Origin of the sequence: Massilia sp., from assembly GCF_031995545.1 — a bacterium.
Taxonomy (GTDB): Bacteria; Pseudomonadota; Gammaproteobacteria; order Burkholderiales; family Burkholderiaceae_D; genus Telluria.
In genome coordinates this window covers 1-20268 of record NZ_DAMAGA010000035.1, presented here as the reverse complement: position 1 = coordinate 20268, position 20268 = coordinate 1, and the positions used below count along the sequence as shown (strand labels likewise).

General features: G+C 67.2%; 14 protein-coding genes. 10 read left to right on the top strand and 4 right to left on the bottom strand.

What is annotated here, in order from left to right:
• Positions 1–160 precede the first annotated feature (160 nt).
• Complete coding sequence (locus tag RTQ83_RS19405) at positions 161–1678, bottom strand: DNA polymerase Y family protein (RefSeq protein WP_312518117.1); 1518 nt, start codon at positions 1676–1678, stop codon at positions 161–163.
• Entirely contained in the window at positions 1608–2315 is a 708-nt protein-coding gene (gene imuA, locus RTQ83_RS19400; protein ID WP_312518115.1) for a translesion DNA synthesis-associated protein ImuA, read from the bottom strand. Before imuA ends, RTQ83_RS19405 begins: the two co-directional genes overlap by 71 nt.
• Positions 2316–2544: 229 nt before the next feature.
• On the opposite strand from imuA, the gene hepT reads away from it, so the two are divergent.
• The 7 genes from hepT (at position 2545) to RTQ83_RS19365 (ending at position 10762) form a co-directional block, all read left to right on the top strand.
• The gene (gene hepT, locus RTQ83_RS19395) at positions 2545–2964 is read left to right on the top strand and encodes a type VII toxin-antitoxin system HepT family RNase toxin (protein WP_312518113.1); all 420 of its coding nucleotides are present in this window, start codon (positions 2545–2547) and stop codon (positions 2962–2964) included.
• A 135-nt stretch (positions 2965–3099) separates the two neighbouring features.
• Positions 3100–3696 (top strand): DUF2760 domain-containing protein, encoded by a 597-nt coding sequence (locus RTQ83_RS19390; protein WP_312518110.1) that lies wholly within the window; start codon positions 3100–3102, stop codon positions 3694–3696.
• Positions 3693–5558 (top strand): Hsp70 family protein, encoded by a 1866-nt coding sequence (locus RTQ83_RS19385; protein ID WP_312518107.1) that lies wholly within the window; start codon positions 3693–3695, stop codon positions 5556–5558. Before RTQ83_RS19390 ends, RTQ83_RS19385 begins: the two co-directional genes overlap by 4 nt.
• A 7-nt stretch (positions 5559–5565) precedes the next feature.
• Positions 5566–8409, top strand: coding sequence for an Hsp70 family protein (locus RTQ83_RS19380; RefSeq protein WP_312518104.1), 2844 nt, complete (start codon positions 5566–5568; stop codon positions 8407–8409).
• Between the two features lie 31 nt (positions 8410–8440).
• On the top strand, positions 8441–9073 hold the full coding sequence (locus tag RTQ83_RS19375) for a DUF4230 domain-containing protein (RefSeq protein ID WP_312518101.1): 633 nt from the start codon (positions 8441–8443) through the stop codon (positions 9071–9073).
• A 20-nt stretch (positions 9074–9093) separates the two neighbouring features.
• Positions 9094–9678, top strand: a complete 585-nt coding sequence (locus tag RTQ83_RS19370; protein ID WP_312518098.1) for a hypothetical protein — start codon at positions 9094–9096, stop codon at positions 9676–9678.
• A gap of 103 nt (positions 9679–9781) precedes the next feature.
• The gene (locus RTQ83_RS19365) at positions 9782–10762 is read left to right on the top strand and encodes a tripartite tricarboxylate transporter substrate binding protein (RefSeq protein ID WP_312518095.1); all 981 of its coding nucleotides are present in this window, start codon (positions 9782–9784) and stop codon (positions 10760–10762) included.
• A 49-nt stretch (positions 10763–10811) separates the two neighbouring features.
• Here the strand turns inward: RTQ83_RS19365 and RTQ83_RS19360 are convergent, their stop codons facing one another.
• Entirely contained in the window at positions 10812–12452 is a 1641-nt protein-coding gene (locus tag RTQ83_RS19360) for a mechanosensitive ion channel family protein (protein ID WP_312518092.1), read from the bottom strand.
• A 191-nt stretch (positions 12453–12643) separates the two neighbouring features.
• Here RTQ83_RS19360 and RTQ83_RS19355 point away from each other — a divergent pair, with 191 nt between their 5' ends.
• Positions 12644–13675 carry an SDR family oxidoreductase gene (locus RTQ83_RS19355; protein ID WP_312518089.1) on the top strand — a complete coding sequence of 344 codons (1032 nt, stop codon included), beginning with the start codon at positions 12644–12646 and terminating at the stop codon, positions 13673–13675.
• 389 nt (positions 13676–14064) lie between these two features.
• On the top strand, positions 14065–14688 hold the full coding sequence (locus RTQ83_RS19350; RefSeq protein WP_312518086.1) for a PRC-barrel domain-containing protein: 624 nt from the start codon (positions 14065–14067) through the stop codon (positions 14686–14688).
• A 48-nt stretch (positions 14689–14736) separates the two neighbouring features.
• On the opposite strand, the gene hrpA is transcribed toward RTQ83_RS19350, so the two are convergent.
• On the bottom strand, positions 14737–18930 hold the full coding sequence (gene hrpA, locus RTQ83_RS19345; protein ID WP_312518083.1) for an ATP-dependent RNA helicase HrpA: 4194 nt from the start codon (positions 18928–18930) through the stop codon (positions 14737–14739).
• Between the two features lie 56 nt (positions 18931–18986).
• Between hrpA and argA the strand changes: the two genes are divergently transcribed.
• Positions 18987–20268, top strand: a 1282-nt coding sequence (argA, locus tag RTQ83_RS19340) for an amino-acid N-acetyltransferase (RefSeq protein ID WP_312518080.1), incomplete at its 3' end; no start/stop codon positions are given.

The window sequence follows — 20268 nt, the reverse complement described above, 5'->3', positions numbered from 1 at the left end:
GTATGTGATGTGATTTAGTGGCCGCATAGCCTTGGAGGATCAATATAGCATTGCGCCACCGGTCGATCACAGGATCAGCCGTTCCAGTCTGCTGACCACCTGCTTCACATCGCACAGCACGAGAAATCGCGCGCGGCGCATCAATACGCTTTACCGGCCTTTATCCAAACAAACCATGCAAGAACCAGCGCGGCGTCGCATCCTCGCCCGAACCATTGATCCGCTCGCGATACACCCAGTACAGCATATGGTCCTTGCCTTCGGCGATGAAATAATCGCGCGTCTGCGTCTGGCTCCACCATCCTGCTTCGATGCGTTCGGGATTCGACGCCACCCGCAACGGCGATCCATAGAACGGCCGGTGGTCGCGCATCAGCAGCGCGATCGGCTTGGCCAGCAGCCAGCTCGGCCGTGGCAGACTCTGCACATCGGGCGGCATCTGCGCCGCACGGACGGACGGGGTGATTTTCTGCTGCACCGGCACCCAGGCATTGGCCACCTCGGGCCGGTAATCGGCATACGGCAAGAACTGCAGGACGTTATCTTCTCCCAGGCGCGCCACCAGCAGCTCGATCATGCGCATGCGGTCTTCCTCGCTGCCGCCTGGATCGGGGAACAGCGAATCGGTGGGCGGCGCCATCGCCTGCAGTTGCTGTGCCTGCAGGCCGAGGCCGATCACCGGCGCGTCGAGTTCGAGCTTGGCCAGGCGCTCGCGCAGCAGCCGCACCAGGTGCTCGTCGCGCCAGGTGGGTTCGGCCAGCGCCAGTTCGACCGGCGTCGGCGGACGCGCCACCCTGCCTCGCTCGTGTTCGAGCAGCAGCAGGATGCGCTCGACCGCCAGCTGGCGCGCGCACAGCCAGCCGGTCATCTGCAGCACCAGGTGGTGGGCGGCGCTGAGCAGCAGGTCGGCCTGTTCGATGCGGTCGAACAGTTCGAGCCGGGCATGGAAACGCTCCGGCGGCGCGACCCACTTGAACATTTCGTGGGTGTGGCCATAGGCGGCGTCGAGCACGTCGAGCAGTGCGCGGCCGCAGCGCCGCTGCAGGCCGGGACGCGGCAGGCGGCGTAGCGCATCGAGCCGGCGGCACCCGAGTCCTTCGAACCAGGCGGCAAAGGGACGCGCCGGCGGCAGCAGCGCCACCGGCAGGCGGTCGAGGCGGCGCTCCAGCGACGCCATGCGCAGGGCGCGGCCGGCGTTGCGGCGCGCCAGCAGCCAGGCGCCACGCGCGGTGGGCGCGCAGCTGATGCAGGCCGTGAAGCCGAGCGCTTCCATGTTGGCGCGGATGCGCGCGCACAGGCGGCGGATGCCGCCGAACAGGCGCAGGCTGGCGCCGATGTCGAGCAGCAGGGTCGCTTCTTCGGCCAGCGCCACCTGCGGCGTGTACTGCAGCATCGCCATGGCCGCCGCATTCAGGGCCTCGGCTTCGCGCTCGTGGCTGCGTTCGACAATGCGCGCGTCGGGCATCAGCATCAGCACGCCGCCGCGGCGCATGCCGGGCTGGACGCCGGCGGCGCGCGCCGGCGGCGACATCGCCATCACCCGTTCCTGTTCCAGCACGACGCTGCCCGCATCCCCGCAGGCAGCGGCGCCGGAACCAGGTGCGGCTTCAGTGCGCCAGCGCGGGCTGAAGACCTCGAGCGGTAGCTGGGGCAGGTACAGGCCGATCCAGAGGCGCATGGCGTTGCAGCAGTGAAGGTGTAAGGGGAAGGAACAGCGGCTCTTCGCGCAGCGGCCCCCGGCGTTTGACGAAATCGACCGTCATGCCGCCGGCCGCCGGCCGCAGTGCAAGACGCAAAGGCGCGGGAGATGCGTCCTGCGCGGCGGCCAGCGGGCGGAGCATGAAAAACAGCGTGTCGCCACCTTGCGCCGCCAGATGCAGGCGGCGCAGGCTGTCGGCACGCACGTGATTGGCCCAGAACAGCAAGGCCCCGCAACTGCCGCTACGCAGCACCTGCTCGGCCGCCCACAGCGCGTCGGCGCTGCGCTTGCTGCGCAGCCACAGCAACTGGGCCGGGTCGAGGCCGAGCGCGGCCAGCGCCAGGGCTTGCGGCGGATGGGGCGGCTGCAGCAGCACGATGCGGCGTTCGGCGCAGGCCGTCAGCGCGGGACGCAGCAGGCGCATTTCGCCGATGCCGGGCTGCGGCAGGAGCAGGTCGACCATGGTGCCGCTGGGCCAGCCACCACCGGGCAGCTGGCTGGACAACGCCGCATGGCCGGTGTCGATGCAGCGCGTGTCGGCATGCGCCAGTTGCGACGCGCGCCACAACGATGGGTGCAAAGCCTCCGGCGCGGCAAGAATGGATGAACAATTCATGGCAGGTTGGCAAACTAATACTGTATAAACATACAGTACTCTTTGAGGTCGGGTTTGGCAAGGTCTATTCATTTTGGCTATACCAGTTGGGTGATTGGTATTGATCAAAATTAAACCTACCTGCTGAGCCGAAGCCGGGCCGGGACGATCGCAACGCTTGTTTATTGGCGCTTTGGCACCAGATGGTCTGCGCGCGCTTGAGAACCGCGCCAACGCACAAGGAGCATGTATGGAAGACGACATCCTGGTCAGCAAGGCCGCCACCATCGAACGCTGCTGCGCCCGTGCGCGCGAGGAATTCGACAAGGACCCGGCCACCTTTCCCGACGAAGTCACGCGCCAGGACGCCGCCACGCTGAACGTGATCCGCGCCTGGGAAGCGGCGATCGAGATGGGCGACTACGTAATCGGCAGCGCGCGCCTGGGCCTGCCGCAGGACGAGCGCGAAGTCATCACCCTGCTGGCCGAGCACGGCTGGATCGCGCCGACGCTGGCCGAAGACCTGAAACGCACCGGCGAATTCTGCCGCGCCGAATGGGATTACCAGGCCGCGCCGCTGCCCGCGCTGGTGACCATCGTCAAGCGCGGCCTCGACGATTTCACCGATTACGCGGCGGCCTTGCTGGGCGGCGCCCGTACCGTCGACTGAAAGCGGCGCCGCGCAACCATTGCTTGTCAGCGCGCCAACCCTGCCCTAACTGGTATCATGCGCCATTTTCCGAAAGTCCGAAGCGCCGTTTGTCCGACACAAACGCCCGCCAATCCGCACTGATCAAAACAAAAAATGACCACACCAAACAATCTGCCCGGCTTCTTCAGCCGTCTTTCGATCGCCTTCGGCGCCCTGTTCAAATCGCTCGGCGACGCCGAGTTCGCCGCGCGCGTGCGCGATGATGGCATCGGCCCGACCGCTGCTCCTGTGCCAACGCCGGCACCGGCACCAGTCTCAAAGCCAGCTCCAGCCCCTGCACCGGCTCCAGCACCGGCCCCGCTGCGCGCCCCGACCCCGGATTCGGCCCTGCAACTGCTGAGCCTGTTCCAGCGCGAAGCACGCCTGATCGACTTCACGCAAGAAAACCTGTCCGCCTATTCCGACGCCGACATCGGCGCCGCCGCGCGCGTGGTGCATGAAGGCTGCGCCCGCGTGCTGCGCGAGCACTTCACCATCGAACCGGTACGTAGCGAAAACGAAGGCAGCCGCGTCACCCTGGCCGAAGGCTTCGACGCCGCCAGCGTGCGCCTGACCGGCAACGTGGTCGGCAAGGCGCCGTTCACCGGCACCCTGTCGCACCGCGGCTGGCGCGCTTCGAAGGTCACGCTGCCGCAGCTGGCCGAAAGCCACGACGCGCGCGTACTGGCCCCGGCGGAGGTGGAGCTGTGAGCGACCCGCATATCACACGTTATGCCATCGGCATCGACCTCGGCACCACCCACAGCGCCCTGTCATACGTCGACCTGCAGGCCAGCGACGGCGAAAAGGCCGTCGAATCGGTGCTGCCGATCCCGCAGCTGACCGCGCCCGGCACCGTCGAAGCGCTGCCGCTGCTGCCGTCGTTCCTGTACCTGCCGCACCCGGACGAACTGCCGGCCGGCGAACGCGCCCTGCCCTGGAGCGCCGAACAAGCAACCGCAGAAACCGCGATCGCGGGCGAAATGGCGCGCAGCCGCGGCGCCACCACCCCGATCCGCCTGGTGTCGTCGGCCAAGAGCTGGCTGTGCCACCCTGGCGTCGACCGCCGCGGCGCGATCCTGCCGCAGGACGCGCCGGAAGAAGTCACGCGCGTGTCTCCGCTGGCCGCATCGACCCGCTACCTGGAGCACCTGCGCCAGGCCTGGAATGCCGCGCATCCAGAAGCGCCGTTCGACCAGCAATCGGTCACCGTCACCATCCCGGCCTCGTTCGATCCGGGCGCACGCGAACTGACCGCGGAAGCGGCGCGCCAGGCCGGCTTTGCCCCGACCCTGCTGGAAGAGCCGCAAGCGGCCCTGTACAGCTGGATCCAGGGCAGCAACGGCCGCTGGCGCAAGCAGGTGCAGCCGGGCGACATCATCCTGGTGGTCGACGTCGGCGGCGGCACCAGCGACTTCTCGCTGATCGCCATCCTGGAACGCGACGGCAAGCTGGAACCGCACCGCATCGCGGTGGGCGACCACATCCTGCTGGGCGGCGACAATATGGACCTGGCGCTGGCCCACTTCGTGGCGCGCAAGCTGTCCGCGAACGGTACCCAGCTGGATGCCTGGCAGATGCGCGCCCTCACCTACGGCTGCCGCAGTGCCAAGGAAGAACTGCTGGCCAACCCGAACGCGACCACGCACCCGATCGTGGTGCCGAGCCGCGGCTCGAAGCTGATCGGCGGTTCGATCCGCACCGAACTCACGCGCGAGGAAGTCACCGCCTTCATCACCGACGGGTTCTTCCCACGCGTCGAAGCGAGTGCCCGTCCGGCCGTGCGCGCCCGTGCCGGCCTGACCCAGCTCGGTCTGCCGTACGCGCAGGACGCCGCGATCACGCGCCACCTGGCCGCCTTCCTGGCGCGCCAGGCCGGCGCCACCGCCGAACTCGAAGGCTTCCAGGGCCGCGTGAACGCGGAACATAGCTTCCTGCATCCGAGCGCGGTGCTGTTCAACGGCGGCGTGTTCAAATCAAGCATCCTGGCCCAGCGCGTGATGGACACCATCAACGACTGGCTGTACATGGAAGGCGCGGAACCGGCGCGCATGCTGGAAGGCGCCGACCTCGATCTGGCGGTGGCGCGCGGCGCGGCCTACTTCAGCTACGCCCGTCGTGGCGGCGGCGTGCGCATTCGCGGCGGCACGGCGCGTTCGTACTATGTCGGCGTGGAGTCGTCGATGCCGGCAATCCCCGGCATGGAGCCGCCGCTGGAAGCGCTGTGCGTGGCGCCGTTCGGCATGGAAGAAGGCAGCGAACTCGAACTGCCGGGCCAGGAATTCGGCCTGGTGGTGGGCGAGCCGGTCACCTTCCGCTTCTTCGGTTCGACGGTGCGCCGCCAGGACCGCATCGGCGAAGTGCTCGAGTTCTGGGGCCCGGACGAGCTGCAGGAAATGAACGAGATCCAGGCCACGCTGCCGGCCGAAGGCCGTGTCGCGGGCGACGTGGTGCAGGTCAAACTGCATGCGCTGGCGACCGACGCCGGTACGCTGGAACTGGCGGCGGTGGCGCGTGACGGCCAGCGCTGGAAAGTCGAGTTCGACGTTCGTAGTGCTTCCGACGCGCAGTGATCGCTCAGTGACTACGTTAGTCGGCATCGACCTCGGCACCACCAACACGGTGCTGGCCTATGCCGCGCCCGGCCGCAACGGTCCGGGCGCGATCGAGCTGTTTTCGATCGACCAGCTGGTGGCGCCCGGCGAAGTGGGATTGTCCCCACTGCTGCCGTCGATGCGCTACCACCCCGGCGCGGACGAACTCCCGTCCGGCGCCTTGCAACTACCCTGGAATGAACCCGATGCCGCCGGCGTCGAACGTGTCGCCATCGGCCGCCTGGCGCGCCTGCTCGGCGCCGGCACCCCGGGCCGCCTGGTGGCCAGCGCCAAGAGCTGGTTGTCGCATGGTGGCGTCGACCGCATGGCGCCGATCCTGCCATGGGGCAGCGACGCCGATGTGGCCAGGGTGTCGCCGGTGGCGGCCAGCGCCAGCTACCTGGCGCACCTGCGCGCCGCGTGGAACCGGCGCTTCCCCAAACAACCACTCGAACGCCAGCAGATCGTGCTGACGGTGCCCGCCTCGTTCGACGAAGGCGCGCGCGCACTCACACTCGAAGCGGCCAGGCTGGCCGGCCTGCCGGACGTGCGCCTGCTGGAAGAACCGCAGGCCGCGCTGTACGACTGGCTGTATCGCCATCGCGCCAGTCTGCAGGAAGCATTGCGCGATGCGCGCCTGGTGCTGGTGGCCGACGTCGGCGGCGGCACCACCGACTTCAGCCTGGTCAAGGTCGATGTCGCCGACGGCGAACCGGTGCTCACCCGCATCGGCGTCGGCAACCACCTGATCCTGGGCGGCGACAATATGGACCTGGCGCTGGCCCATTTGATCGAGGCGCGCATGGCCGAGCAGGATGGCGCGGGCGCAGCACGTACGCGCCTGTCGGCCGCACGCCTGGCCCAGCTCACCGAACGCTGCCGCGCGGCGAAAGAACAGCTGCTGGCCGACGATGGCCCGGACAGCGTCGGCGTCACCCTGCTCGGCGCCGGCAGCCGCCTGATCGGCGCCAGCCGCAAGGCCGAGCTGCACCGCGGCGACATCGAACGCATCGTGCTGGACGGCTTCTTCCCATTGAATCCCGAACGCGAGGAAGCGCGCCGCGCGCGCGCCGGCATCGTCGAATTCGGCCTGCCGTATGCGAGCGATGCCGCCGTCACGCGCCACCTGGCCGGCTTCCTGCGCCAGCACGCGGCGGCGGCGCGCGAGGCGCTCAGCATCACCGGCGACGATGCGATCCCGGTGCCCGACACCCTGCTGCTCAACGGCGGCGTGTTCCGCGGCGCGGCGCTGGCGCGGCGCTTGACTGACACCCTCGCCGGCTGGCGCGGCGCGCCGCTGCGCGTGCTGCACAACGAAAATCCCGATGTCGCCGTGGCCCGCGGCGGCGTCGCCTACGCATTGGCGCGCCAGGGACTGGCACCCAGCATCGCCAGCGGCGCCGCGCGCAGCTACTACCTGCTGCTGGACGACGGCCGCGGCGACAAGCTGTCCACCGTCTGCCTGCTCCCGCGCGGCACGCCGGCGGCGCACGAAGTAGCGCTGGCCGGACGCAGCTTCGCGCTGCGCGTCGGGCGGCCGGTGCGCTTCCACCTGGTGTCGACGGTCGCCGATGCGGGCGCCGCGCCGCAGCCCGGCGACCTGGTCGAACTCGACCCGGCCGACGTGGTGCGCCTGCCGACCATCGCCACCGTGCTGCGCGCGGCGCGCGGTGCGGGCAAGGGCGAGACACCGGCAGAGATCCCGGTGCAGCTGGTGGCGATGCTGAGCGAAGTCGGCTCGCTCGACGTGCACTGCGTCGCCGAGGACGGCGGCCAGCGCTGGCAGCTGGCGTTCCAGCTGCGCGGCCAGGACGATCTTGATGAAGCGGCTGCCGAAGACGAAGCGCTGCCGCCGCGTTTCGAGGAGGCGATTGAAAAGATCGAGCGCGTGTTCGGCACCCGTTCGAAACAGGTCGACGCGAAGGAAGTGAAACAGCTGCGCGCCAGCCTCGAACACCTGCTCGGATCGCGCGAGCGCTGGACCACCCCGCTGCTGCGGCGCCTGTTCGACGCCCTGCTGGCACGCGCCAAGGGCCGGCGCCGCTCGGCCGAACACGAACGCGCCTGGCTCAACCTGGCCGGCTACAGCCTGCGTCCCGGCTTCGGCCACCCGCTCGACGAATGGCGCATCGAACAGCTGTGGGCGATGTTCGAGGGCGGCGTGCAGCAGCACAAGGACAGCCAGGTGCGCGCCGAATGGTGGACGCTGTGGCGGCGCGTGGCCGGCGGCCTGTCCACCGAGGCACAGTTGCGCGTGCTCGACGATTTCGCTTTCAATCTACAGGCCGACGAATCGGAACGCGGCCGGCGCCCTGTTACGCTGGTCGACGGCAGCGAAGAAGACATGCTGCGCGTGGGCGCCTCGCTCGAGCGCATCCCTTCGGCCTACAAGGCCGAGATCGGTGACTGGCTGCTGGGGCGGATCTCGGAAATCGGCGCCGCCGGCAAGCCCGATGCCCGCGCCATGGCGCGTTACGGACGCTATCTGTGGGCGCTGGGCCGGGTCGGCGCACGCCAGTCGTTCCAGTCGAGCGCGCACGAAGTGGCGCCGCCCGACGTAGCCGAAGGCTGGCTGCAGACGCTGATGCAGCTCGACTGGCGCAAGATCGAGCCGGCCGGCTTTGCCGCCGCCCACATCGCGCGCATGACCGGCGACCGTTCGCGCGACATCGGCGAAGCGGTACGCCTTGAGGTACTGCGGCGCCTGGCCGCCAGCGGCGCGCCGCCGGCATGGACCGCGATGGTGCGCGAGGTAGTGGAGCTGGACCAGGCGGTCGAAACGCGACTGCTGGGCGACGCGTTGCCGCCAGGGTTGAAACTGTTACGTTGAACGCCACCCTACCCTGTACCAAGGCCCTCCCATGAAACAACCGTTCCGCCTGCCCGTCCTGCTGGTCGCCCTGATCGCCGGCATCATCATCTACGCTTTCGTCCAGCGCCCCGTCCCGCCGCCGCCCGCACCGCCGCCGCTGGTTTCGCTCGAAAAAATGGGCCACCTGGTTTCGCTCAAGATGAACTACTCGGACGTGATCGAATTCACCCAGCCCAACGCGGTCGACATCCCGTGGACCAACCGCGAAGTGCCGCTCGGCTCGACCCGCGTGCTCCTGATCGCGCGCGGCGACTGCAGCATCGCCACCGACCTGCGCCAGGCGCGCTACGAGAACATCGACAACGCCGCGCGCACCTTGAGCATCGTGCTGCCGCAGCCGGCGCCGCTGCAGCCGCGCATCAACCACGAGCCGCGCGACAAGGGCGGCTCGTACTTCTACGCCGTCACCGAACACGGCCTGCAGACCATCATCCCTGATGCCAGGACCCGCACCGCCGCCGTCGACAAGGCGCTGGCAACTGCCCAGCAATCGGTGCAGGCGGCCTGCAGTCAGCCGGCGATACTGGCCAGCGCGCGCGACAACGCTGCCAGCGTACTGCAAGCCACGCTGCTCGCCACCGGCTGGACGCCAGAGGTACAGTGGGAGCCGGCAAAGCGCTAATCGCTCCGGCGTGACATTCCGTGAGATTCCGAAGCCAATGCGCTGCTTATACTCATCGGTCCCACTTCCGGAGAAACGATGAAAACGATATTCGCCGCAGCCTGCCTCACCCTTGTCTGCTCGCCGTCCCGCAGCACGCACTGGCGCAAACGCCGGCCGCCGACCGCCAGCAGATCGAAGCCATCGTCGAGACCTTCCGCACGTCGATCATCAACAAGGACAAGGACAGCTTCATGACGCTGTTCCTGCACGAGAACATCACCTGGTCCGGCGTGACCACCGACGCCAGCCTGGAACACATCTACGCCAACCGCAAAGACCCCAAACTGCCGCGCCCGCCGAAATACTTCAGCAGCAACCCGCGCAAGTTCATCGAAGGCATCGCCAGGAACAGCGCGCGGATGGAGGAAACCTTCGAAAACGTGCGCATTGACAGCGACGGCGAAGTGGCCCAGGTCTGGTTCGACTACAACTTCATCGAAGGCGGCGAAAAGCAGAACTGGGGCAAGGAGAGCTGGCAGATGGTACGCACCGAAAGCGGCTGGAAAATCGCCGCCGTGGTGTGGTCGATGGAATTCGGTCCGCCGAAGAAGACAGCCGGCTGATCCCGTGTCGAACGTACTACTACGTACGCAATCCGCATGAGCATTCGTGTAGAATCCTTGCAGCAGGTTATCGAATTACATTAACTATATAGGTGACACAACCATGCGAGTCTTCCCGTCCAAAGGAAAATCCCTCGTCTTCGCTTTCGCAGCGACCGTCCTCTCGGCCAGCGCCTTCGCCCAGAACTGGCCCGACAATAACGTGACCGTGGTCGTGCCATGGCCGGCCGGCGGCCCGTCGGACATCGCGGCGCGCCCGCTGGCCAAAGGCCTGACCACCAACCTGAAACAGTCGTTCGTGATCGATAACCGCGGCGGCGGCGGCGGCAACATCGGTACCGCGGCCGTGACCCGCGCCAAGCCGGACGGCATGACCATGCTGATCACCTCGAGCGCGCCGATCGTGATCAACCCGAGCCTGTACAAGAAGATGCCGTTCGATCCGGCCAAGGACCTGATCCCGGTCACCAACCTGCTGCGCGCACCGCTGGTGCTGGTGGCCCACCCTTCGGTGCCTGCCAAGAACCTGAAGGAACTGATGGCCTTCATCCAGTCGAAGAAGGGCCAGTTCTCGTACGCTTCGTCGGGCAACGGCACCCCGCAGCACCTGACCGGTGAACTGTTCCGCAGCGTGACCAAGCTGGACATGGTGCACGTGCCGTACAAGGGCTCGGCGCCGGCGATTTCGGACCTACTGGGCGGCCACATCCCGATGATGTTCGACAGCACCATCGCCATCATGCCGCACATTAAGAGCGGCAAGGTGAAGCCGATCGCCGTCTCGGGCAACAAGCGCTCGCCGCTGTTGCCGGACGTGCCGACCTTCGCCGAAGCCGGCCTGCCGGCGATCGAATCGTACGCCTGGTACGGTCTGTTCGTGCCGGCCAAGACCCCGAAAGCGATCGTCGACAAGATCAACGCCGAATCGCAGAAGGTCATGAAGCAGCCGGACTTCCAGCGCGTGCTGACCGACACCGGCACCGACTACGTGGGCGACTCGCCGGAAAACTTCGCCAAGTTCGTCGCCGCCGAAAGCCAGAAGTGGTCGAAGGTGGTGAAGGACAGCGGCGCGACCGTCGACTGATTCTCAGCTCAATCCATGAAAAACGGCTGGCGCGTGCCAGCCGTTTTTTTTATTCCTTGCCGGTGCCCGCAGGCGGCGCCGTCCACCCCGCCCGCGTCGCCACATGCATGAAATGCGGCGCCGTCAGGCTCACGCCATGCGCGCCGAACACGTCGACGATCTGCTGGTGCAGGCCGGTGCGCACCTCTGCCCGCGCGCGCGGCTCCTGGGCCTCGGCGTACGCCGTCAGCCGGTACTCGACATAGAAATCCGACAGCGCGGTCTGCACCACGAACGGACGCGGCTCCGGCGTTACGCCCGGGGTAGCCAGGGCCGCCTGCTCCAGCAGCGCGTGCACCTGGCGCCACGGCGTGTCGTAGCCGAAGGTGACGCTGGTCTGGACCATGAAGCCGTCGCCGGGATGGGCGCGCGAATAGTTGCGCGTGGTGTTGCCGAGCACCCAGGCGTTCGGCATCAGGACCTCCTCGCCCATGCCGGTGCGCAGGCGCGTCTCGAACATGCCCAGCTCGATCACCGTGCCTTCGGAATCGCCCACCTTCACGTATTCTCCCTTGCGCAGCGAGCGGGTGTACATCAGGATCAGGCCAGCCGCGCCTTGCGCCACGATGCTCGACGCGCCGATCGACACCATCAGGCCGGCCAGCACCGTCACGCCCTGGAACGCCGCCGTGTGCGATCCCGGCAGATACGGGTATGACATCGCCAATGCGAACAGACCGATCACCAGGTTGACCAGGCGCCGCGTCGGCGCCGCCGTGTCCTGGTCCAGCCAGCCCACCTGCAGTTCTCCGCTTTCGACGCGCTTGAACACCGAGGCCGCGGTCAGCATCACGATGCGCGCCAGCGCCACGATCACCAGGACCACCAGCAGCCCCGGAATCGCGGCCGCCACCGACTGGCCGATGCCAGCCGCCATCTCCAGCAGATAGCCCTTGAGCCACTCGCCCCAGCTGCGCGTGTAGGCGAATTCGCGCAGCAGGAAGGTGATCCAGATGTAGGTGGCCAAGAGGCGCAGCGCCCACACCACCGCCATCGTCACCTGGCTCAGGAAGCGCACATAGACCTGGGCGTCGAGCAGGCGCACATTGCGGAAGCTCACCTGCGCCAGGCGCCGGCCGAGCAGGCGTTCGAAGCGCAGCTTGGCGGCGCGCCGCAGCGCGATCAGGCCGCGCAGCACGAAGGCATATACCAGCGTGGCGCCGATGCACAGCGCGGCCGCTTCCAGCAGCACGCGCGGGTCGCTCGCTTCGCGCCGCGCGGCCAGCGCGCGCTGCAGGCGCTCGGCGCTGTCCTGCGCCACGTCGTGCGGGGTGTCCCCGGCCAGCGCGTTGATGTCGCCCGGCGTCACCAGGAACAGCGGCGCACCGTCCAGCAGCACCTGCGTGCCTTCGGCGATGCCCTGCAGCGTGACGCGCTGCGGGCCGTTCTTCGCCAGCGCCTTGTCCAGGCGGCGCTGCGCCGCTTCCAGGCGTTCCTGCGGCGAATGGCCGGCCAGGGCGGCGCGGAACACGAACACCTTGCGCGTGGCGACCGAGAAGTCGGCGCGCGTGGCCAGTGCGGATGGGGCGGCGAGCGCCGCCGGCGCAGCAGCAGCACCACCAGCAGCGGGCTCGGCGGCGCGCGCCGGTGCCAGCAGCGCCAGCATCAAGGTCAACAGGAACAGCCTGAACAGCGATCGAAACGGCAGCATGGACAAATCACGCAAAATCGGCAAAGTCGGAATGTTACCCTAGATCATCAATGTAGCGTCAGCGCTGAACTCAAGACTGTTGCGATCTTGCTGCCCAGCTACCGTATGCCATGCCTTTTCGATAACGACTAACATCTTCGGCACCGACGTGGCCACCAGTTGAGGCCGTTCATCACCATCAAGGAGCAAGCATGGATTCGCAAGACAAGAAGCCAGAAGAAGGCGTGACGCCGTCGCGCCGCCGTTTCGTCAGCACCGTCGCCGCCGGGGTCGCCGCTTCGGCCGCCGCCGTTCCGGCCCTGGCCCAACAGGCCGGCGCGGCTGGCAGCCAGCCGGCCGCCGGCGCCGCGCGCGAAGCCGCCAAGCGCTATCCGCGTCCGCCGTTCCCGAAACAGGACCAGTCGTGGCCGGCCCTGGCCAGCAAGATGACGCCGCGCCCTGACCATGGCGAAACCACCTACCGCGGCAGCGGCCGCCTCGCCGGGCGCAAGGCCCTGATCACCGGTGGCGACTCGGGCATCGGCCGCGCCGCCGCCATCGCCTATGCGCGCGAAGGCGCGGACGTGGCGATCGGCTACCTGCCGGCCGAGGAACCGGACGCGCGCGAAGTCATCCAGCTGATCCGCGCCGCCGGCCGCAAGGCGGTGGCGATTCCGGGCGACATCCGCGACGAAGCCTTCTGCAAGAAGCTGGTGGAAACGGCGGTACGCGAACTGGGCGGCCTCGACATCCTGGTCAACAACGCCGCGCGCCAGCAGAACAATGCCTCGATCCTGGACATCACCAGCGAGCAGTTCGACTGGACCATCAAGACCAATGTGTATGCGGTGTTCTGGATCACCAAGGCGGCGATCCCGCACATGGCGGCCGGCAGCGCCATCATCAACACGGCGTCGCAGACGGCCTACGATCCGCCGGAACAACTGCTGGATTATTCCGGCACCAAGGCCTTCGAGGTGGCGTTCACCAAGTCGCTGGCCAAGCAGATGGCGGCCAAGGGCATCCGCGTGAACGCGGTGGCGCCGGGTCCGGTGTGGACGCCGCTGCAGCTAGCGGGCGGCAATTCGCCGGAAGGTCGGGAAAAGTTCGGGGAAGATACGCCGATGAAGCGCCCGGGCCAGCCGGCCGAGCTGGCGGGCATCTACGTGCTGCTGGCGTCGGATGAAGCGAGCTTCACCACCGGCCACGTGTATGGCGCGGCTGGCGGCGGCGGTCAGCCGTAATCGTACGATCGGTCTGCCCGGCAGCGCCGGGCGGACTGTCAGCGGCGCAGCAGGCGCGCCAGCAGCGACGAGACCGAGCGGGTCGGGATCAGTTTGCCCAGCGGGCCGCCATAGTTGCAACGCGACGTAACAGTCATTTCCACACTCCTCCGAACATTATTAGCAATGTAATCAGAGTTGCCGTACGGTTCTGTGCGCTAACTCGCTTAGTCATTTCTCTCAAGCTAGCGCGCGCACTCCGATCCGAATGAGTCCTATCATTGATGTGGTGGCGCCGCGTCCTATCCCCGACGATCGGGCAGCAGCACCACGACGAATCCCGACACCGGTTCGTAGCAGCGCGCGCCAACAGCGCAGCATCACCCACTCTCAACCACATGGAGGACGACATGGGCTACGCAGATCGTGACAAATACGGCATCTACCGCGGCAGCAGCAGCGCGGGCCCGGGCCCGGCGCTGATGGGCGCCGACACCCTGATCGGCGACGGCGTCGTGAACGCGGCCGAGGAAGACCTGGGCGACATCAAGGAAATCATGCTCGACATGCAGACCGGCCAGGTGGCGTATGCCGTGCTGGCCTTCGGCGGCTTCCTCGGCATGGGCGAGAAACTGTTCGCCGTGCCATGGCAGGCGCTGCACCTGGACACGGTGAACAAGCGCTTCGTGCTGAACGTCGACAAGGACCGCCTGAAAGGCGCGCCCGGCTTCGACAAGGATTCCTGGCCCGACATGAGCGACATGAGCTGGGCCAGCGGCATCCACAGCTTCTACGGCACCGACGTCAACCGTTCCAGCGCCCCGACCATGGGGCCGGGCGTGCCGATGGGCGGCATGGTGGGCGGTAGCGGCACCGGCAGCGCGACCTATGCGGGCGGCGCGATGGGGTCCACGGGCGGCGGCGCCGGCAGCGGCCTGGGTTCGAGCGGTGCGGGCGGCAGCGTCGATCCGCGCCCGGGCAATCTGGGCGACGACTCGGATATCAGCAAGATCCGGGGTAGTAATATTGGTTGAACATCCACGATCACGTAGGGTTGGCGGCTTTGCCGCCAACCCTACGCATTACCGCAGCATCGACTCCCACACCTTCTGCAAACGCTTGGCCGACACCGGCATCGGCGTGCGCAGCTCTTGCGCGAACAGCGACACGCGCAGCTCTTCCAGCATCCAGCGGAACTCGATCATGCGCGGATCGTTGTTCTTGCCGGCCCCGTTCTTGAGCGTGCGCTGGAACTGGGCGGCAGCGTTCTGCCACTCCGCCATCAGCTGCGCGTCGCGCGACGGATTGCCACGCAGCTTCTCCAGGCGCACGTTGATGCCCTTGATGTAGCGCGGGAAGTGCGCCAGCTGGCTGTACTCATTGTCCGCGATGAAGCGCTTGTGGATCAGGCCCTGCAGCTGCGACTGGATGTCCGCCGCCACCGGCGCCGGCAACGCCTGCACCCGCTTGGGCAAGCCATGGAACTCGCCCAGGATCTGGCCCGCCAGGCGCGCGACCTCATTGATCAACAGGCCGATGCGGCCCTTGCCCTCGTCCTTGCGCTTGTTGAACGAGGCCGCGTCGACCGGCAGCGGATCCTGCAGGCAGGCGATGTCGATCGCTTTGGCCACGATCTGGTCGCGCAGGTCTTCCTGCGAGCCGATGTTCATGAACTGCATGCCCATGCCCTGCAGGCCAGGGATGTTCTTCTCGGCGAACTTGAGCTGCTCCTTGAACTGCAGCGCGAACAGGCGGCGCAGGCCGATGCGGTGGGTGCGCGCCGCCACGTTCGGGTCGTCGAACACTTCCAGGTCGCAGTGCGTGCCCTTGTCGACCAGCGCCGGGAAACCGATCAGCGTCAGCTTGCCTTGCGTGATCTCGAGCAGTTCCGGCAGCTCGCCGAAGGTCCAGCTGGTGAGGCCCGTGTGGGCGCCCTGCGCGGCCGGCGCAGGCGCGGCGACCGGCACTGCGCCCTTGCCTTTGCCGCTAGCGGCAGGGGCAGGCGCGGCAGCTACAGCCATCGGCTTGGCTGCCTGCGCACGCCCCGCCGCCGCGGTCGGCGTCGCTTCCGCCATCTTCTGGAAACTCTGGCGCGCCTGCCCGCCCAGTTCGCCCTGCAGCGTGGCCAGGTTGCGGCCCATGTCGAGCTGACGGCCATGCTCGTCGATGACCTTGAAGTTCATCGTCAGGTGCACCGGCAGCGTCTCGAGCTTGAAGTCGCCCGTGAGCACGGCGATGCCGGTCTGGGCGCGGATGTCCGCGATCAGCACGTCCACCAGGTCGCCGCGGCCGAAGGACCCGGCGGCATCGATGCGCTCGACAAATTTCGCCGCGTAGTCCGGCAGCGGCACGCAATGGCGGCGCAACTTCTGCGGCAGGGATTTCAGCAGCAGGTGCACCTTCTCCTTCAGCATGCCCGGCACCAGCCAGCCCGCACGCTCTTGCGGAATCTGGTTCAGCGCGAACAGCGGCACCGCCAGCGTGACGCCGTCGCGCGGGCTGCCCGGCTCGAAGTGGTACGTCAAGCCCATCTCGATGCCGGTGACGATCATCGTCTTCGGGAACAGCTCGGTGGTGACGCCGGCCGCTTCGTGCCGCATCAGTTCTTCGCGGTTCAGGTACAAGAGCTTCGGATTGTCGCGCGCGAGGTCCTTGTACCACTTCTCGAAGCCGGCGCCATTCACGATGTCGAGCGGGATCTCCTTGTCGTAGAACGCGGCGATCAGCTGGTCGTCCACCAGCACGTCCTGGCGGCGCGACTTGTGCTCGAGGTTCTCGATGTCCTTCACCAGCTTGTGGTTGTGGATGTAGAACGGCAGGCGGGTCTCGTAGTCGCCCGCCACCAGCGCGTCGCGGATAAAGATCTCGCGTGCCTCGCGCGGGTTGCGCTGGCCGTAGTTGATGCGCCGGCCGCCATACACCACGATGCCGTACAGCGTCGCGCGCTCCAGCGCCGTGACCTGCGCCTGCTTCTTTTCCCAGCGCGGCTCGCCCCACGATTTTTTCAACAGGTGCGCCCCGACCTTCTCGAGCCACTCGGGCTGGATCTGGGCGACGGTGCGTGCGTACAGGCGCGTGGTCTCGACCAGCTCCGCCGCCATGATCCAGCGGCCGGCCTTTTTGCCCAACGTCGAACCGGGCCAGATGTGGAACTTGATGCCGCGCGCGCCCAGGTACACGCCGCCCTGCTCGTCCTCGGCCTTGAAGCCGATATTGCCCAACAGGCCAGTGAGAAGCGCCAGGTGCAGCTGCTCGTACGTGGCCGGCGATTCGTTCAGGCGCCAACCCTGCTCGCGTACGATCGTCAGCAGCTGCGAATGCACGTCGCGCCACTCGCGCAGGCGCAGCTGCGACAGGAAGTTGGCGCGGCAGTTGTCCGCAAGCTGGCGGTTGGTTTTCTTGTGCTCGATCGCGTCCTCGAACCAGTTCCAAATCTTGAGGTAGCTGAGGAACTCGGACTTCTCGTCGGCGAACTTCTTGTGCTTCTCGTCGGCCTGCTGCTGGTATTCGATCGGGCGGTCGCGCGGATCCTGCGTCGACAGCGCCGAGGCCACGATCAGCATCTCGCTCAGGCAGTGGTTGTCGAGCGCGGCCAGAATCATGCGGCCCACGCGCGGGTCGAGCGGCAGCTTGGCCAGCTTGCGGCCCAGCGGCGTCAGTTCATTGGTGTCGTCGACCGCGCCGACTTCCTGCAGCAGCTGGTAGCCGTCGGCGATGGCGCGGCCCTGCGGCGCCTCGATGAAGGGGAAGGTCTCGACATCCAGCAGGCGCAGCGACTTCATGCGCAGGATGACGGCCGCCAGCGACGAGCGCAGGATCTCGGGCTCGGTGAATTTCGGACGCTTGAGGAAATCGTCTTCCTCGAACAGGCGGATGCAGACGCCGTCGGCCACGCGGCCGCAGCGGCCGGCGCGCTGGTTGGCGGCCGACTGCGCGATCGGCTCGACCTGCAGCTGCTCGACCTTGTTCCTGAAACTGTAGCGTTTTACACGCGCCAGTCCGGTATCGACCACGTAGCGGATGCCCGGCACGGTCAGCGAAGTCTCGGCCACGTTGGTGGCCAGCACGATGCGGCGCGCGTTGCCGCTGGGGCGGAACACCCGGTCCTGCTCCTCGACCGACAGCCGCGCGAACAGCGGCAGGATGTCGACGTGCGGCGGATGGTGCTTGCGCAGCGCTTCGGCGCAGTCGCGGATCTCGCGCTCGCCCGGCAGGAACACCAGCACGTCGCCCGAACCGATGCGGCACACCTCGTCGACCGCGTCGACCACGCCGTCCATCAGGTCGCGCTTCTCGCGCGCGGCCTGGGCTTTCGGCAGCGGCTTGGTCGGATCGGACGGCGCCGCACCGGGAACCGGATCGCGGTCGATCGGACGATAACGCACCTCGACCTTGTACAGGCGGCCCGAGACCTCGATCACCGGCGCCGGCTTGTCGTTGGCCGCGAAATGGCGCGCAAAGCGCTCGGCGTCGATCGTCGCCGAGGTGATGATCACCTTCAGGTCGGGACGGCGCGGCAGCAGGCCCTTCAGGTAGCCGAGCAGGAAGTCGATGTTCAGGCTGCGTTCGTGCGCCTCGTCGATGATGATCGTGTCGTAGTTGCGCAGCAGCGGATCGGTCTGGGTTTCGGCCAGCAGGATACCGTCGGTCATCAGCTTGACCGAGGCGCCCTTTTGCAGCGTGTCGTTGAAACGCACCTTGAAGCCGACGTGCTCGCCCAAGGGCGAGCCGAGTTCCTGCGCGATGCGCTTGGCGGTCGACGACGCGGCGATACGGCGCGGCTGGGTGTGGCCGATCAGGCCTTTCGATCCACGGCCCAGTTCCAGGCAGATCTTCGGCAGCTGGGTGGTCTTGCCGGAACCGGTTTCGCCCGAGACGATGACGACCTGATTTTCGCTAATCGCCTTCGCGATCTCGGCGCGGCGGCCGGATACCGGCAGGTCTTCCGGGAACGTAATCGGCGGTAGCGGGTTACGCACGACGGGAGTTTCTTCGCGCGGCGCGCGTTCCTGGCGCGGGCGCTGGCCTTCACGCTGTCCCTGTGGACGTGCCTGACCCTCCGGCCGTGGACCTTGCGGACGCTGGCCTTCGCGGGCCGCACCTTCCGCACGCGCATTGGCGCGACGCGGCCCGCCGTCGCGGCGTTCCGGTTTGGTCTGCAGTTCGCCGTTCGGCGTCTGCGTCATTGGCGCGCGGGTTTCCACCGAAGTCGAAGCGTTATCGTTGCTTGCTGCGCGCGCCGGTTGCGGCGAAGGCTTGTTACTCTGTTCAGACATTGATTTTTACAAGGGAATTTGGTGCGCACGACGCGCAGCGAATTATAATGCGGCAAATGGAAAATCCTACCCAATTCGTCCAGTGGCTGCGCTCGGTCGCGCCGTATATTCACGCCTTCGGCGGCAAGACTTTCGTGGTCGCTTTTCCCGGCGAACTGGTTGCGGCCGGCGCCCTGCCGGTGCTGGCGCACGACCTTTCCCTGCTGGTCGGCCTCGGCATCCGCATCGTGCTGGTGCACGGTTCGCGGCCGCAGGTGGCCGAACAGCTGGCATTGCGTAATGTCGAAGGCCGCTTCCATAACGGTATCCGCATCACCGACACCGCAGCGCTCGAATGCGCCAAGGAAGCCGCCGGCGAACTGCGCCTCGACATCGAGGCCGCCTTCAGCCAGGGCCTGCCCAACACGCCGATGTCGAACGCCCAGATCAGCATCGTCTCGGGCAACTTCGTGGTCGCGCGCCCGCTGGGCGTGATCGACGGCGTCGACTTCGAACTGACCGGCGTCACGCGCAAGATCGCGGCCGAGAAGATCCACCCGATCCTGAAGACCGAAGACAACCTGGTGCTGCTGTCGCCGCTGGGCTTCTCGCCGACCGGCGAGATCTTCAATCTGACGCTGGAAGACGTCGCCGCCTCGGCCGCGATCGCGCTGCGCGCCGACAAGCTGATCTTCCTGACCGAATCGCCGATGCTGCAGGACGCCGCCGGCGCCGAGATGCGCGAACTGTCGTCGCACCAGGCCGAAGCCGTGCTGCAGGCCGGCTTCCTGCCCGACGCCGCCGCGTTCTACCTGCAGCATGCGATCCGCGCCTGCAACGCCGGCATCGACCGCGCCCACATCATCCCGTTCGACATGGACGGTTCGGCCCTGCTCGAAGTGTTCACCCACGACGGCGTGGGCACCATGATCACCCACGAGAACCTGGAAAGCCTGCGTCAGGCCACAATTGAGGACGTCGGCGGAATTATCAAGCTCATCGAACCACTGGAAGCCGACGGCACCCTGGTGTATCGCGGCCGCGAGCTGATCGAACGCGAGATCGACCAGTTCTCGGTGATCGACCACGACGGCGTGATCTTCGGCTGCGCCGCGCTGTACCCTTTCCCCGAAGAGAAGATGGGCGAGATGGCCTGCCTGACGGTAAGCTCGGACGCGCAGGCCCAGGGCGACGGCGAACGGATTCTCAAGCATATGGAAAACCGCGCGCGCGCCGCAGGGCTGAGCAAGCTGTTCGTGCTGACTACGCGCACCTCGCACTGGTTCAAGAAGCGCGGCTTCATGCCGGCCACGGTGGACGACTTGCCGAAGGACCGCCAGCACATGTACAACTGGCAGC